The organism is Aeromonas piscicola (assembly GCF_000820005.1).
In the GTDB taxonomy this organism is placed as follows: Bacteria; Pseudomonadota; Gammaproteobacteria; order Enterobacterales; family Aeromonadaceae; genus Aeromonas; species Aeromonas piscicola.
On record NZ_CDBL01000073.1, the window covers coordinates 351,128 to 367,834 of the forward strand.

11 protein-coding genes are annotated in these 16,707 nt (G+C 61.3%); 9 read left to right on the forward strand and 2 right to left on the reverse strand.

Going from position 1 to position 16,707, the window contains the following annotated elements; genetic code table 11:
* Nucleotides 1-74 precede the first annotated feature (74 nt).
* From BN1128_RS19630 to BN1128_RS19665, 7 genes are all read left to right on the forward strand, one after another.
* Nucleotides 75-1,604, forward strand: a complete 1,530-nt coding sequence (locus tag BN1128_RS19630; RefSeq protein WP_042871851.1) for a nucleobase:cation symporter-2 family protein — start codon at nucleotides 75-77, stop codon at nucleotides 1,602-1,604.
* Between the two features lie 52 nt (nucleotides 1,605-1,656).
* On the forward strand, nucleotides 1,657-2,973 hold the full coding sequence (gene guaD / locus BN1128_RS19635; RefSeq protein ID WP_042871853.1) for a guanine deaminase: 1,317 nt from the start codon (nucleotides 1,657-1,659) through the stop codon (nucleotides 2,971-2,973).
* Nucleotides 2,974-3,330: 357 nt separating this feature from the next.
* Nucleotides 3,331-4,632, forward strand: coding sequence for an NCS2 family permease (locus BN1128_RS19640; RefSeq protein ID WP_244464633.1), 1,302 nt, complete (start codon nucleotides 3,331-3,333; stop codon nucleotides 4,630-4,632).
* Nucleotides 4,633-4,939: 307 nt separating this feature from the next.
* The gene (xdhA, locus tag BN1128_RS19650) at nucleotides 4,940-7,258 is read left to right on the forward strand and encodes a xanthine dehydrogenase molybdenum-binding subunit XdhA (RefSeq protein WP_042871856.1); all 2,319 of its coding nucleotides are present in this window, start codon (nucleotides 4,940-4,942) and stop codon (nucleotides 7,256-7,258) included.
* Nucleotides 7,251-8,129: a xanthine dehydrogenase FAD-binding subunit XdhB gene (xdhB, locus tag BN1128_RS19655; RefSeq protein ID WP_042871858.1), complete on the forward strand. Its 879-nt coding sequence runs from the start codon at nucleotides 7,251-7,253 to the stop codon at nucleotides 8,127-8,129. The genes xdhA and xdhB overlap by 8 nt, the downstream gene beginning before the upstream one ends.
* Nucleotides 8,126-8,611: a xanthine dehydrogenase iron sulfur-binding subunit XdhC gene (gene xdhC, locus BN1128_RS19660; RefSeq protein WP_042871860.1), complete on the forward strand. Its 486-nt coding sequence runs from the start codon at nucleotides 8,126-8,128 to the stop codon at nucleotides 8,609-8,611. Before xdhB ends, xdhC begins: the two co-directional genes overlap by 4 nt.
* Before the next feature lie 640 nt (nucleotides 8,612-9,251).
* Nucleotides 9,252-12,470: an ExeM/NucH family extracellular endonuclease gene (locus BN1128_RS19665; RefSeq protein ID WP_042871862.1), complete on the forward strand. Its 3,219-nt coding sequence runs from the start codon at nucleotides 9,252-9,254 to the stop codon at nucleotides 12,468-12,470.
* 162 nt (nucleotides 12,471-12,632) lie between these two features.
* On the opposite strand, the gene BN1128_RS19670 is transcribed toward BN1128_RS19665, so the two are convergent.
* Complete coding sequence (locus BN1128_RS19670; protein ID WP_042871864.1) at nucleotides 12,633-13,175, reverse strand: glycine zipper 2TM domain-containing protein; 543 nt, start codon at nucleotides 13,173-13,175, stop codon at nucleotides 12,633-12,635.
* 507 nt (nucleotides 13,176-13,682) lie between these two features.
* Between BN1128_RS19670 and BN1128_RS19675 the strand changes: the two genes are divergently transcribed.
* A complete protein-coding gene (locus BN1128_RS19675) occupies nucleotides 13,683-13,871 on the forward strand; it encodes a hypothetical protein (protein WP_042871866.1) in 189 nt (62 codons plus the stop codon).
* Nucleotides 13,872-13,964: 93 nt separating this feature from the next.
* Here BN1128_RS19675 and BN1128_RS19680 read toward each other — a convergent pair whose 3' ends face one another.
* A complete protein-coding gene (locus BN1128_RS19680) occupies nucleotides 13,965-15,491 on the reverse strand; it encodes a YfcC family protein (protein ID WP_042871869.1) in 1,527 nt (508 codons plus the stop codon).
* Between the two features lie 614 nt (nucleotides 15,492-16,105).
* Here BN1128_RS19680 and BN1128_RS19685 point away from each other — a divergent pair.
* The coding region (locus tag BN1128_RS19685) for an AMP-binding protein (protein ID WP_042871871.1) at nucleotides 16,106-16,707 on the forward strand (602 nt) is incomplete at its 3' end.

The window sequence follows — 16,707 nt, forward strand, 5'->3', positions numbered from 1 at the left end:
TCAACCCGGCTCACTGTGGGGTGTGATGCTCCGGGGTTATTGGATCGTTTTCGATACGCCGGGAGTAATGAAGGATGTCTAAGAAATCGCGCAAAGACTCTGATCTTATCTACGCCTTGGAAGATAAGCCCCCCTTTGGTCAGTCGCTGGTCGGGGCAGTGACCCATCTGCTGGCCATACTGGTTCCTATGGTTGCACCGGCCCTGATCGTCGGGGCAGCCCTTAATCTTTCCCAAGAGATCACCACCTATCTGGTCTCGATGTCGATGATCGCCTCCGGCATCGGTACCTGGTTGCAAGTGCATCGTTACGGGCCAATTGGCTCGGGACTCCTTTCCATCCAGTCGGTCAACTTCTCGTTCGTCACCGTGATGATCTCCATCGGGACCGCCATGGGAAAGGAGGGGATCGACGAAGCCCAGATCATCTCCTCGTTGATGGGGATCTCCTTCGTCGGAGCCTTTCTGGTGATGGGGGCATCGTTCGTGCTGCCCTATCTGACCCGAGTCATCACCCCCACAGTGAGCGGTATCGTGGTGCTGATGATCGGTCTGTGTCTCATCAAGGTCGGCATCATCGACTTTGCAGGCGGTATGGTGGCCAAGAGCAGCGGAACCTTCGGTAACTATGAAAATCTCGGTGTCGGCTTGCTGGTGTTGGCGGTGGTCATCGGTTTCAACTGCTGCAGGAGCCCACTGCTGCGCATGGGGGGGATCGCCATCGGCTTGCTGGTGGGCTATCTGGTCTCCATGATGCTGGGGATGGTGGACTTCTCTGTCTTGCAGGGGTTGCCCCTGATCACCGTACCCATGCTGTTCAAATATGGTTTCTCCTTTGATTTCGGTGCCTTTTTGGTGGCGGGGACCATCTATCTGCTGAGTGTGCTGGAAGCGGTCGGGGCGCTGACCGCCACCGCCATCGTCTCCCATCGTCCGGTGGAGGGGGAGGAGTACACCCGCCGCCTCTCCGGTGGTGTGCTGGCCGATGGCTTGGTATCTGTGATCGCCTCTGCGCTGGGCTCCCTGCCGCTCACCACCTTCTCCCAGAACAACGGGGTGATCCAGATGACCGGGGTCGCCTCCCGTCATGTAGGCAAATTTATCGCCATGATCCTGGTGATCATGGGCATCTTCCCGGTCGTCGGCCGCTTCTTTACCACCATTCCATCCCCCGTGTTGGGCGGGGCCATGACGCTGATGTTCTCGATGATTGCCATCGCGGGGTGCCGGATCATCATGACCCACGGCATGGATCGGCGGGAGACACTGATTGTGGCCACCTCGCTGGGGTTGGGGCTCGGTGTCTCCTATGACCCGAGTGTTTTCAGGGTGCTGCCCGATGCCCTCTATGTCTTGGTGGAAAACCCCATCTGCGCCGGCGGCATCACCGCCATCATCATGAACCTGGTGCTGCCCCAGAGCCGCAGGCGCAAGGCGGCTGCCAAGGATGCCGAGGCAGTGGAGGTGATCCAGCTGAGCGACAAACCGGATGTGATCTTTACCGCCCGCAGTGCGGGCCAGCCATCGGCCAGGAAGGGTGAGCCACAGGGGTCACCAGAGCAAGTGCCCGGGCAAGCGGTGGCGCCGAAAGTCGAACGGATCTGACGGTTAAACCGGCAAAAAACGTCAACAGAACAAAAGAAACAGGGACACGGTTATGAAAAACGACAACTCTGTCAAAGCAGTGCGCGGCAGTTTCTTTGATATCACCCGGGTAGTGGATCAGCCCGAGGAGATAGAGCCCAATGCGCGTCTGGTCGAGGATGGGCTGCTGATCATTCGCAACGGCTGCATCGACTGGTTCGGTGAGTGGGAGGAGGGCCGGGATCGCATTCCGGCCGAGGTGCGGGTGCGCGATTATCGCGGCAAGATGATAGTGCCGGGCTTTGTCGATACCCACATTCACTATCCCCAGAGCGAGATGGTGGGAGCCTACGGCGAGCAGTTGCTGGAGTGGCTCAACCGCCACACCTTCCCGGCCGAGCGGCGCTATCAGGATCTCGAATATGCCCGCGAGATGTCCACCTTCTTCATCAAGCAGCTGCTGCGCAACGGTACCACCACGGCGCTGGTGTTCGGTACAGTGCACCCCGAATCGGTGGATGCCCTGTTCGAGGCGGCGAGCCGCATCAACATGCGGATGATCGCCGGCAAGGTGATGATGGATCGCAACGCCCCTGACTATCTGCTGGATACCGCGCAGAGCAGCTATGAACAGAGCAAGCAGCTTATCGAGCGCTGGCACGGCAATGGTCGCCTGCTCTATGCCATCACACCACGATTTGCACCCACCTCGACACCCGAGCAGCTGACGATGGCGCGGCGACTGCGCGAAGAGTTTCCCACCACCTATATGCACACCCATCTGTGTGAGAACAAGGACGAGATCGCCTGGGTGAAATCCCTTTTTCCAGAGCATCAGGGCTATCTCGATGTCTATCATCAGCACGGGCTAACTGGCCACAACTGCGTCTTTGCCCACTGCGTCCATCTGGAAGAGCAGGAGTGGGACTGCCTGAAAGAGACCGGCTCCACCATCGCCTTTTGCCCCACCTCCAACCTTTATCTCGGCAGTGGGTTGTTCAAGCTGCACAAGGCGTGGCGCAAGCAGATAAAGGTGGGGATAGGCACCGACATCGGCGCCGGTACCACCTTCAACATGCTGCAGACCCTCAACGAGGCCTACAAGGTGATGCAGTTGCAAGGGGAGCGGCTCTCGGCCTATCAGGCCTTCTATCTGGCGACCCTGGGCGGTGCCCATGCGCTGGGGCTGGACGAGAAGATCGGCAGCTTTGCTGTGGGCAAGGAGGCGGATTTCGTGGTGCTCGACCCGGTCGCCACCCCGTTGCAGCAGCTGCGTTATGACAACTCCACCACCCTGCGGGACAAGCTGTTCGTACTGCTGACCCTGGGGGATGACAGGTCCATCTACCGCACCTATGTGGATGGCCAGCTGGTACACGAACGGGGGTAAGGATGGACGGGGCTGCCTGGGCGCAGCCCCGCAGGATGCGGTTGCTGGCGAGCCCACAGGGAGGCCGGCGCCCAAGCAAGAACGGGGAAGGTTCCCCCGCAACAGAAGGTGAAATGGCCCGGTTTTTTGATCAGCAAAGCAAACGTTTGCTGATCTTGCAAACCCCATATCGCCTGCGACCGTGGCATGACAGACCCACGGCACAGGCCGCCATTTCGTCACACATATTCGGGATGCTGGAAGGAGTGGGTTATGACCCAGGCAAGCAGGACAGACAGTGTGAAAGAGGCGGCCAGTGGCCAAGGTGAGGCATCGGGGCGACAGTCGCCCTCAATCGGTGTGCTGGATCGCTACTTCATGATCAGCGAGCGGGGCAGCAATGTGCGCCAGGAGGTGCTGGCGGGGCTCACCACCTTCCTTGCCATGGTTTACTCGGTGATCGTGGTACCCGGCATGCTCGGCAAGGCGGGCTTTCCCCCCGGCGCAGTGTTCGTGGCCACCTGTCTGGTGGCGGGCTTTGGTTCGCTCCTGATGGGGCTCTGGGCCAAGTTGCCCATGGCCATCGGCTGCGCCATTTCGCTCACCGCCTTTACCGCCTTCAGCCTGGTGCTGGGGCAGCACATCTCCATTCCGGTGGCGCTCGGCGCCGTCTTCCTGATGGGGGTGCTGTTTACCGCCATCTCGGTGACCGGAGTGCGCAGCTGGATCCTCGACAACCTGCCGATGGGGATAGCGCACGGCACCGGCATCGGCATAGGGCTCTTCTTGCTGCTGATCGCTGCCAACGGGGTGGGACTGGTCATCAAGAACCCGCTGGAGGGGCTGCCGGTGGCGCTGGGGGCCTTTACCTCCATGCCGGTCATCATGTCCCTCATCGGCCTGGCGGTGATCGTCGGGCTGGAGAAGCTCAAAGTGCCGGGCGGGATTTTATTGGTGATCATCGCCATCTCCCTCTTCGGCCTCATCTTCGATCCGGCGGTGACCTATCAGGGGCTGTTTGCCATGCCGAGTCTGGCCGATGAACAGGGCAAGTCCCTCATCTTCAGTCTGGACATCATGGGGGCGCTCTCTCCGCTGGTGCTGCCAAGCGTGCTGGCGCTGGTGATGACGGCGGTGTTCGATGCCACCGGCACCATACGGGCGGTGGCGGGGCAGGCCAACCTGCTGGACAAGGATGGCCACATCATCAACAGCGGCAAGGCGCTCAGTGCCGACTCCCTCAGCAGCATCTTCTCCGGCCTGGTGGGGGCCGCACCGGCCGCCGTCTATATCGAATCGGCGGCGGGTACGGCCGCGGGCGGCAAGACGGGGCTGACGGCGACCGTGGTCGGAGCCTTGTTCCTGCTGATGCTGTTCCTTTCGCCGCTCTCCTACCTGGTGCCGGCCTATGCCACGGCGCCAGCCCTGATGTATGTGGGGCTGCTGATGCTGAGCAACGTCACCCGGCTCGATTTCGATGACTTTGTCGGCGCCATGTCCGGCCTGCTGTGCGCCGTCTTCATCGTGCTCACCTGCAACATAGTCACCGGCATCATGCTGGGTTTCAGCGCCCTGGTGATCGGCCGCATCTGCTCCAACGAGTGGCGCAAGCTCAATCCGGGCACCGTCATCATTGCCCTGGCGCTGGTGCTCTTCTACGCCGGTGGCTGGGCCATCTAGTCCAGGAGGCCTGTGTCATTGCGAGTGTCTTATCGGGGGCCACCAACAAGTGGCCCCCGATGTGTTTCCGGCGTGGCAGGTACCATTTTGATAATGGGGATTACCAGATTGATAACGGGGCGCATACCAGCGGTTGGATGCGCATGAAAAATCGGCTAATCGGCTGCGCCCCGAGCCCGGCTGGGGTGCCGGATGGGATCTTCTTCACACTTATCCCCATCGCTGGCAGGTATAGGGGAAACAGGCGCATATCTTGCTGTTTTTTATCTTGGTTCTGGATTTTCTTACCTGAAGCAAGGACTTGCATATGTCCATAGGATTACCGCTCAAGCGGGTGGATGCCGAGGCCAAGGTGACCGGCAGCGCTCGCTATACCGATGACAACATCATGCTCGGGATGCGCCACGCCAAGTACGTGCGCAGCAATATTGCCCACGGCAAGGTGATCGCCATCGATGCCAGCGAGGCGCTGGCCCTGCACGGGGTCGAAGCCGTGTTCACTCATGAGGATGTGCCCACCACCTGTTTTCGCACTGCCGGCCACGCCTGGTCCCTCGATGAGACCAAACGGGATGTGAAAGACCGGCGTCTGCTCACCGACCATGTGCGCCACTTCGGCGATGGCGTCGCCATCGTCGTGGCCCGCGATCCCCTGGTGGCCGAGAAGGCGGCAGCTCTGGTCAAGGTCACCTACGAGCCCCTGCCGGTGATGACGGATGCCGAGAGTGCCTTGGCCGAGGGCGCCTACCCCATACACCCGACCGGCAACCTGCTGCGGCAAAGCCAGATCCGCGCCAGCGACCCAGAGCAGGCCATCGCCGCTGCCGACTTTCAATTCACCGGCCACTACCAGACCCCCGTGGTGCAGCACTGCCATCTGGAGACGGTGACCTGCTACGCCTACATGGATCAGCCGGACCACATCATAGTGGTCTCCAGCACCCAGATCCCCCAGATAGTGCGCAGCCGGGTGGCCAAATCCCTCGGCCTGCCCTGGTCCAGCGTGCGGGTGATCAAGCCCTACATGGGCGGCGGTTTTGGCAACAAGCAGGATGTGTTGGAAGAGCCGATGGCGGCGTTTCTGAGCCACAAGCTCGGCGGCGTGCCGGTCAAGGTGACGCTCAGTCGTGAGGAGTGCTTCTTTGCCTCCCGCACCCGCCACGGCTTTGTCATCGACGGCAAGATAGGGCTCAACCGCGACGGCACCCTCAAGGGCTATCAGCTCGACGTGCTCTCCAACACCGGCGGGTATGCCTCGCACGGCCACTCCATCGCCAGCGCCGGTGGCAACAAGATAAGCTACCTCTATCCGCGCAGCGCCTTTGGTTATGATGCCAAGACCTTCTACAGCAACCTGCCCACCGCTGGTGCCATGCGTGGTTACGGCGCGCCGCAGGTAATTTTTGCCCTCGAGTGCATGCTGGATGACGCCTGCGTCGAATTGGGGCTCGACCCGCTCGATGTGCGTATCGCCAACGTGGCGCGGGAAGGGGATGTCAATCAGGTCAACCAGAAGACCATCTACAGTGCCGGCTTGCCCGAGTGTCTGCGCCGGGGCGGCGAACAGTTCGAGTGGACACGGCTCAAAGCCGAGTGTCTGGGGCAGGATCCCGCGAGCCGGGTGCGGCGCGGCATCGGCGTGGCTTGCTTCAGCTACGGCTCCAACACCTATCCGGTGGGGGTCGAAATTGCCGGGGCCCGCATGCTGCTCAATCAGGATGGCACCGTCAATCTGCAGATAGGCGCCACCGAGATAGGGCAGGGGTCGGACACCGTCTTTGCCCAGATGGCGGCCCAGACCCTGGGGATTCCGTTTGAGCAGATCCGGGTCATCTCGACCCAGGATACCGACATCACCGCCTACGATCCGGGCTCGTTCGCCTCGCGCCAGAGCTATGTGGCGGCCCCCGCTATCCATCAGGCGGCGCTGCAACTGAGGGCTCGCATTCTGTCGCTGGCGGCCCAGCTCTGCCATCAGGATGTGGGGTCGCTGGCCCTGAACGATGGCTACGTGGTGCTGGCCGGTGCGCCGGACAAGGTACTGATCAGCGTGGCCGAGGTGTCGGTCAACGCCTATTACCACCTCACCATAGGCGGCCAGATCACCGCCGAGGTCTCCCACAAGACCACCACCAACCCGCCGAGTTTCGGCTGCACCTTTGTCGATCTCAGCGTCGATATTGATCTCTGCAAGGTGACCATCAATCGCATCATCAACCTGCACGATGCCGGCAAGATCCTTAATCCACAGCTGGCGGAGGGGCAGGTGCACGGCGGCATGGGGATGGGGATCGGCTGGTCGCTGTTCGAGGAGATGATCATCGACGCCAAGACCGGCGTGGTGCGCAACCCCAACCTGCTCGACTACAAGTTCCCCACCATGCTGGACTTGCCAGAGCTCGAATGCGACTTCGTGCAGACCTATGAGCCCCAGTCGGTCTATGGCCACAAATCTTTGGGGGAACCGCCCATCATCTCCCCCGGCCCTGCCATCCGTAACGCCATTCGCATGGCGACTGGCGTCGCCATCAACGAGCTGCCCATCACCCCCAAGACCCTGTTTCGGGAGTTTGTCGCGGCGGGTCTTATCACCGAGGGATCACGGGAGGAGCAACACCATGTTTGATATTGCCCGTTACTACAAGGCCCACAGCGTGGCCGAGGCGGTCGCCCTGCGCCAGGCTGACCCGCAAGCGCGCCTCTTGGCCGGCGGCACCGATGTGATGATCCAGTTGCATCACCTCAACGCCGCCTATCGCCATATCGTCGATATTCACGACTTGCCCGAGCTCAAAGGGGTGAGCGAGCTGCCTGATGGCTCTATTCGCATCGGCTCTGGCACCACCTTTACCGAGATCATCGACAACCCGCTGGTGCAGCGCCGCCTGCCGATGCTGGCCGAGGCCGCTGCCACCATAGCCGGGCCGCAGATCCGCAACGTCGCCACCTATGGCGGCAACATCTGCAACGGCGCCACCAGTGCCGACTCGGCAGCGCCCACAGTGGCACTGGAAGCAGAGCTGGAAATTGCGGGCCCCAACGGCACGCGCCGCATCCCCATCACCGGTTTTCACACCGGCCCCGGCAAGGTGGCGCTGCAACCGGCGGACATTCTGGTGGCGTTTCATTTCGCCCCCGATTCCCACCCCCAGGTGGGCTCCCACTACTTCAAGTACGCCATGCGCGGTGCCATGGATATTGCCACCATCGGCTGCGCCGCCTACTGCCAGGTTGAGGATGGCCGCTTCAAGCGCCTGCGTCTGGCCTACGGGGTGGCGGCACCGACGCCGGTGCGCACTCCTCACGCAGAGGCGGCTGCCGAGGGACAACCCCTGACCCAGGCGACCCTCGCGGCGATTGCCGAGGCGGTGGTGGCCGATGTGGCGCCGCGCTCCTCCTGGCGGGCGGAGAAAGCCTTTCGCCTGCACCTGATCAAAACCCTGGCGCAGCGGGTGATCACCTGCGCCGTCGAACGTGCCGGAGGCAAAATTTTATGATGCAACCGCAAACCTGTCCCGCCGTGGAGATCCAGTGCGAGATCAACGGCAAGCCTTACTGCTATGCGGTATCACCCACCATGTCGCTGCTCTACTTCCTGCGTGGGCAGGGGCTCATCAGCGTGAAAGAGGGGTGCAGCGTCGGTGAGTGTGGCGCCTGTACCGTACGGGTGGATGGCGTGGCCATCGACAGCTGTCTCTATCTGGCGGTGTGGGCAGATGGCAAGTCCATTCGTACCGTGGAGGGAGAGCGGCAGGGCAGCCAGCTCTCCGATGTGCAGCAGGCCTTTATCGACGAAGGGGCTGTGCAGTGCGGCTTTTGCACCCCGGGGCTGGTGATGGCGAGCGCCGCCCTGCTCGACAAGACAGATCGCCGCCCGCTGACGAACGAAGAGATCCGCCGTGGCCTCTCCGGCAATCTCTGCCGCTGCACCGGCTACCAGAACGTGGTACGGGCGGTGAAAAAATGTTGCAAGGGCTAGGGTGAGGCTGCCGCCCCGACCGCCATGTGCGGGGCGGCTATGTTGGGGGCATGCCTACTCCCGATATCGCCGCCGGCAAGGCGGCATCTGACGGCCATGCAAACAACAGACGGGGCTTGGGAAACCTTATTTTGGTTGTCTCATATTAATGGTGTGATATTTGTGATGGGAGGTCGGGCAGTATTTTCGCCCGGGGACACAGTGGCGCCATATGGTCGGGTATCCTCTGCAGTCGTCGCTATTTTCATCTTATTGTCCCGTGAATGGCCGCTCGCGATTCGGCCTGGGTATGGCTGGCGTGATCCTCTCTCAAGCTGCTGTTTTTACTTCTTATGTCAGCTTGTGTCGCCATGTTCTGCGCCGCAACGAGATATTGACGGCAGTAAATGCCACACCTTGCGCGATGGCAGTCAGATGATCCGATTATCCTTTTTCTCCCATTACTTCCCGTCACCAATTCGCAACAATTTTCTGTAATTGTTAGCCAGCTCGCGGCGGCGGTACGGCCAAACGGGCAGAGTAGGCGCGATATTGGCCAGGGGCCTATATCCGTTGTTTTTATACGTGCAATAAGGTGCTGCGGCCCGCATAACGCGGGGCGTCAATAACATATCTGCTAATAAGAAAAGGAACATTGGCTATGTCAGGAAGACACACTCTGGTGGCGCTTGCGGTCGGGTTGGCGCTATCAGGACAGGCACAGGCACAACTGCTGATCAGCGAATATCTGGAAGGATCCAGTAACAACAAGGCGGTGGAGCTGAGCAATCTGGGCGCGACTCCCGTCGATCTCTCTCAATACCGGCTGGCGCTCTATGCCAACGGCAAACCTCTTACCGATGCCCCCACCAACAGCCTGGCGCTGCAAGGCACCCTGGCCCCGGGCGCCAGCCTGGTGCTGGCCAATCCTTCCGCCAACGCCGAGATCCTGGCCAAGGCCAATCAGACCAGCGGCAACCTGGTGTTCAACGGTGACGATGCCCTGGTGCTCTATCGCGGCAGCGAGATAGTGGACAGCTTCGGGCAAGTGGGGGTGGATCCGGGCACGGCCTGGGTGTCCGGCAGCGTCTCGACCCTGGACATGACCCTGCGCCGCAAGGCCACTGTCACCACGGGCCGGACTGATGCCGCTGGTCCCTTCTATCCGGCGCTTGAATACGTGACCGCCCCTAAGGATGACGCCAGCGGCCTGGGCTGCAGTGGCGATGGTCCCTGCGATGGCACTCTGCCCCCGGCCTTCGTCTGCCCGATCGATCAGCTGATACCCGTGCCCGCCATTCAGGGCCCCGGCAGCAGCAGCCCGCTGGTGCCGGCCGGCAAGTTTGAATCCGAGCAGGCCCATGCCACCCGTGGCGTCGTCACTCAGGTGGTGAACGGTCTCTACAAGGGCTTCTTCATCCAGGACCTGCAAGGTGATGGAGACCCTGCCAGCTCGGACGGTCTCTTCGTCTACAGCACCCAGGCCAACAGCGCCATAGTGCCGGGGGCCGAGGTATGCGTCTCTGGCAAGGTGAAGGAGTACTTCAACCAGACCCAGCTCAATGCAGACCAGCTGGTGGTGACCCAGCCCATGGTGGCCTTGCTGCCGGCGGTGGATCTGGTGCCGGTGGCGGGCGAGACCCTGAACCAGCTGCTGGAGCGCCACGAGGGGATGCAGGTGCGGCTGGTGCCCGAGTCCAGCCTGGTGGTGACCCGCAACTTCAGCTTCGATTACGACGGCAAGCGCAACAACCTGGTGCTCTCTTATGGCGCCCCCCTCATCAAGTCGACCCAGAAGTTTGCCGCCCAAAGCGAGGAGGCGAGCCAGTGGGCCCTGCGCAACCAGCAAAACCAGCTGGTGGTGGAGACGGACGCCAAGACACCGGATGGGGTGCTGCCCTGGTATCCCGCCTTCAATGCCGAAGATGGCTACCTGCGCATCGGCGACAAACTCAACGGGCTGGAGGGGGCGCTGGGTTACTCCTATAACCTGTTCCGGCTGGTGGCGAGCAACCGCATCGACAGCAGCGACATAGATCACAGCGGCTGGGACAGGGTAGAGACCCCTGAACTCGCCGAGGCGGGGGATCTGCGGGTCGCCAGCTTCAACGTGCTCAACTTCTTCACCACAGTGGTGGGCGGGGATGCCAACCCCACCGGCAGCAACCGTGGCGCCCTGACAGTGGCGGAGTTCGAGAAGCAGCGCACCAAGATCGTCAGCGCCATCACCCGCCTCAATGCCGATGTGGTGGGGCTGATGGAGATAGAGAACAACGGCTACGGCGACAACTCCGCCATCGCCAATCTGGTCGAGGCCCTCAACGCCGCCCAGCCGGATGAAGCGGATCACTACCGCTGGATTGCCTCGCCCGATGGCCAGCCCATAGGTACCGACGCCATTACGGTGGGGCTCATCTACCGGCCCGCCAGCGTGACGCCGCAAGGTGCCGCCAGCCTCATAGTGCTGCCGGTGCAGCAGGCCGAGGCCCTGGACGCCAGCGGCAAGCCGGTTGCCATCAATCAGGGCATGCGCGAGTCGCTGTTGCAGCGGTTCAGCTCGCCCAAGGGGGATGCGCCCCTGACGCTGGTGGTCAATCACCTCAAGTCCAAGGGCTCCGCCTGCTTCGAGGATTACCCCGACTATGCAACCGCCGATCCGCTGGATGGTCAGGGTCACTGCAACGCCCTGCGGGTCTCCGCTGCCAAGGTGCTGGGGGAGAGCCTCAAGGACGTGAGCGGGGATCTGCTGCTCATCGGCGACCTGAACGCCTATGGCATGGAGGATCCCATCAGGGTGCTGACCAGCTATGATCCGGCCGCGCAGCCGCGCCAGATCATGAGCGCCTCCTTCACCACACTGGCGGGCCAGCCTTTCGAGGAGAGCGGCAGTGCCCTTGGCAAGGGATATGGTTTTGTGAACCTCAATACCCGCTTCCACGGCACCGACACCTACTCCTACAGCTATGAAGGCGAGCTTGGCAACCTGGATCACGCCCTGGCCAACCCCAGCCTGGCGGCCAAGGTGATCGGCATCGAGGATTGGCACATCAACTCCGCCGAGAGCAACTTCTTCGAGTACGGCAGCAAGTACACGGGTCAGCTGGCCAAATCGGACGGCCCCTTCAGCGCCTCGGATCACGATCCCGTGCTGGTGGCGATCCAGTATCCGCTGCCGCCTGCCGGGGTGATCAGTCTGGACAGCGCAGCCGCCAGCGTGGAGGAGGGCAGCGCTTTGAGCCTCACCGCCAGTCGCCGCGATGGCAGCCATGGCGAGGCCAGCGTGCACTACCGCATCGCCTTTGGCAGCGCCGATGCCAATGATGTGGCGCCACTGACCGGCACCCTGAACTGGGCGGCCGGTCAGAGCGACAGCCAGACCATCAGCATCCCGGTGAAGAGCGACACACTGCGTGAGGGGGATGAGACCTTCACCCTGGAGCTGTTCGATGCCAGCGGAGCCAGCCTTGGTGAACAGCGCCAGACCCTGGTGACCATCAAGGACAAGCTGGCGCCGTCCACCATTGCGCTGGCTCGCGCCAGCATGACGGTGAATGAGGGGCAGTGGTTTGCCGAGATCCCAGTGGTGCGCAGCGGCGATCTGAGCAAGCGGGCCCGTGCCCAGTTGGGCCTTGAGGGGATCACGGCGCGCTGGGGGCTGGATTTCCTGCCCTGGTTCAGCCAGTCGGTGAGCTGGGCCGCCGGTGAGGGGGGCAGCAAGTCGGTCAAGGTGCTGATCCTGGATGACTGGTTTGTCGAGTCCACCGAGCAGTTCAGGGTGAGCCTGCGCCAGTTGCAGGGGGGCCAGCCCGGCAACCTGCAGGAGACCCGGGTCGACATAGTGGACAACGACAAGCCTTGGTGGCCGTTTGGTCGCCGCTGATAGGCGTCATGAACATGCGTGATACAAGGGGCCTGCGGGCCCCTTTTTACTGAGCATGATGGGGTTGGACAGGGTGGGTAGCCATGCCAGATGAGGCGGCTGGCGCGCAACAAAAGGCCCATCGGTGTGATGGGCCTTGGGGTACTCATAGGACGGGGCTTGTCAGGATTGACTCTGGCTGTCGATCACCAGCTTGCCATCCTTGACCGGTATGGTGGCGCCGGGGGCCTTGTCCATGCGAATGACGCCTTCCTGACCGGCGAGGCGGTAGGTGACGTCATAACCCAGGGTCCGGGTGCTGCTCTCCTGCACCGTCTTGCAACGCTGCTGGGTGCTGGTGTAGGTATCACCCGCCTGCATATTGCCCTGCACCTGATTGCCTGCATAACCACCGGCCACGGCGCCCGCGGCTGTGGCTACCTTCTTGCCGCTGCCACCGCCGAACTGGTTGCCAAGCACGCCCCCCAGCGCCGCGCCAACTACTGTACCCAGGATCTTGTTCTCATCCTGCACGGGTTTGCGGTGGGTCACTGTCACGTTGCGGCACTCCTGACGGGGCGTCTTGATGGTCTCGGTCACCGGCTTGCTGGCCAGTACCTCGGCAAACTGGGGCTGGGCTGAAAACAGGGATCCGCTGGCTGCGGCCGACAATGCCAGCGCAGAGGCCACACCGATCCCGACACCTGCCAACATGGATTTGTTCATTTTGCGTTCTCCTGAAATGCATCACCTGATGCGGCTGTTGCTTGCCGCGATCTTGGCACAACCCCGGGGATGAACAAGGCGGCCAGCGTGCAGGCACGACAAGCCCTGACTGCACCGAAAAGCCTCTCGTCAAAAAGGTGTCTGGCTTTGGCGACAAAGGCCGTGGAGGTCTGGCAGGGATGTGAACATGTCGCTCTGGATCGGGTGGCGACGTTGCATTTTGCGATTCATATGGGCTCTTTGTGCTCATTTTGCGTCAAGCCCTCGCCGCTTGTGTCTCTGGCTGTAGGGGGATTGGCTGCGTTTGCCCCCTGAGACGGGTCCGGGCATCTTGCATGCTGGCAGCAACTGCTTGATAAATCGCTGTGATGAAGCGCTCCCCTTGCCGATAAGAGATCACGGCAAGCATTATGCTTGGTCTTTTGGCAAGAGAGTGAAAAGACGGTGATGAAGTGATGCCGTCGTCATCGCGTAGCGAATGAAAGAGACAATCGGCAAGGGGGACTTATGTCGATGTTGCCAAGATGGATACAGCCGGCCGTACAGGCCCAGATCATTACCCAGCAGCAGGCTCAATTACTGCTGGCATCCCTTTATCAACCCCTCTCTGAGGTGGCTCAGGAGCTGCCCGCCGACATAGTCGACATCAGCCTCAAGCTCTACTGTTTTCGCCAACAGGGCCGGGTACGCCATTGATGCACGAGTGAGAGAGCGTTTCCCTGGAGCCGTGGACCGCACAGAGAGCGCCCGGCATCGTGGGCCGGGCGCGCTCTGGCAGTGAGGTCCGCCTCAGATCATCATCACCTGCACCACCAGCATCAGGGCGCCAAAGCCCAGCACGAAGCCCACCATGGGCAGCACGAACCTGACCCACTGGTTGAACTGGATGCCGAGCATCTGCAAGGTGACCAGCACCAGCCCGGTGGGGGCCAGGAACAGCATGGCGTATTGTCCCCAGTTGTAGGCCGACACCACGATATAGCGGGGGATCATCACTGTATCCGCCAGCGGCGCCATGATGGGCATGGAGAGCACGGCCAGCCCAGAGGAGGAGGGCACCACCAGTCCCAACAGGGTGAACACCAGCATCTGGGCCACTGCAAACACGGCACCGTGCATGCCGGAGACCAGGTCGGAGGCGTAAGCCAGTATGGTGTCCGAGATCATCCCCTGATCCAGCACCAGATTGACCCCGCGCGCCAGCCCGATAATCAGCGACACCGCCACCAGTTCGGAGGCGCCCTGGGTGAAGGCCTCGACCGCCTCTTTTTCCTTCAGTCCCGAGATAAACATGATGATGATGGCGACGGCGAGGAAGGAGGCCGCCATCTGCGGGAACCACCAGCCGGCCATGGAGACGCCCCACACCATGAGCGGAAAGGCGAGGATGAACAGGGTCAGAATGATCTTGCGGCGCAGGGTGAAGGGGACGCCTTCATCCAGAGCACCCTCTTTGAGAAAACGGGCGCGGAAGCTCTCTCTGTCCTCATAGGTGTAGGAGAAGGCCGGGTTGGCCCTGATCTTCTTGCAGTACCAGTGGAGATAGCCAATGACCACCAGGGTGCCCACCAGACAGCCGACGGCACGAAAGATCAGCCCCTCGGTGAAGGGGATGCCGGCGGCGTTGGAGGCGATCACTACAGAGAAGGGGTTGATGGTGGAGAAAGTGGTGCCCATGGAGGCGGCGAGGAAGATGGCACCCACGCAGACGATGGCGTCATAGCCGAGCGCCAGAAAGATGGGCACCAGTATGGGGTAGAAGGCGACTGCCTCTTCCTCCAGCCCGCAGGTGGTGCCCCCCAGCGCCATGACGACGCAAACCAGCGCCACGAACATGAATTCGTTGCCCCGGGTCTTGCGCGACAGCGCCACCAGTCCGGCGCTGAAGGCGCCGGTCTTGTTGATGACGCCGATGAGCCCGCCCAGCACCAGGATGAAGACGATGATGTCAGCCCCCTCTATGGTGCCTTTGACCATGCTGACCGCCACGTCGGCGAGTCCCTTGGGGGCCTGCGCCAGCCGCTCATAGGTGCCGGGAATGGCGATGGGCTTGCGGATGGTGCCGCTGATGAATTGTTCCACCCCGATATTGATATTGAGTTTTTCAAGTTCGGTCTGGGTGGCGGGCACCCGGCTTATTTCCCCCTGCGGGCTATTGACCATCAGAGTGTTGTTGGCCGGGTTATAGGAGAGCTTGGAATAGGCCCCTGCCGGAATGATCCAGGTCAGGGCAATGGCCAGCAACATAATAAGAAACAAAATGGTAAAGGCAGTGGGAAATTGTCTGCGTGGCGTGGTATTCGGCTCGGCACACATAAATGCTCCTCGATAAAGCAGGTTCGGGCTCGGCGGAATATCGGGTCGACAGGGTTCCTTCGTCATGGGGCATGAGTGCGCAGATCTACTGGTAATGGCGCACTCGTTGGCGAGAAGTCTGGCCTGATATTGGGCATGTGGTAGATTGTTTCACCATGTAACCATAACCTGCTGGTGTCGGGATGAATACGAAGCACGGCTCGCTTTATGGGCTGGCTCACAAAATATATTGGCTGATGAAATTTTCGTTAATTTCAATGCCATGCCCATACGGAGTCATTACATTCAATAATTATCTCGGTTCATTTGGTGGATATAATTGGCAACAATGCCATAGGCTGCAAATAAATATATAAATAATGCATGGCAGCCCATGCCGGTTTGATAATGGATACATATTATTCAAGGCTGGCAATGCCCGGCATCATGACCGGCCTGACAGGATGAAAACTCAGGCAGCGCCATCGCCTAAGACGTTTTGCTAATACCTGCAGCCATGGCCCTGCTGCTAGGCTGTCAGCCTCATAAGAGATCTGCGCAAGGGCATGATGCCGGCGAGATCTCCCACCCAATTCGATCCAGCCGCTTTGTGCCACCTGCGAGGAAGGAACCCGATGACAGAGCAGAACATCTACGAGGCCGGCCTTGATAAAAGCCCCGCCAATTTCGAGGCGCTGACCCCCATCAGCTTCCTGGCCCGGGCGGCGCGGGTTTATCCCGACTATCCGGCGCTGATCCATGGGGCCTTGCGTCAAAACTGGGCCCAGACCGAGCGGCGCTGTCGCAGGCTCGCCTCGGCCCTGCGTCGGCATGGCATAGGCGAGGGGGATACTGTCTCCATCGTCGCCCCCAATACCCCGGCGATGTTCGAAGCCCACTTCGGGGTGCCCATGAGCGGCGCCGTGCTCAACACCCTCAATACCCGGCTCGATGCCGAGTCCATGTCCTTCATCTTCCAGCATGCCCAGAGCAGGGTGGTGCTGGTGGACAGGGAGTTCGGCGCCGTGGTGCGCAAGGCGCTCGCCCTTGTCAAGACGCAGCCGCTGCTCATCGCCATCGACGATTCCCTCTATCGGGAGGGGGAGCTGATAAGCGAGCTCGACTATGAACAGTTTCTTGCCCAGGGGAGCGGGGATGAGCCCGGCTGGCTGCCGGATGACGAGTGGCAGGCGATTTCCCTGAACTACACCTCGGGCACCACGGGCAACCCCAAGGG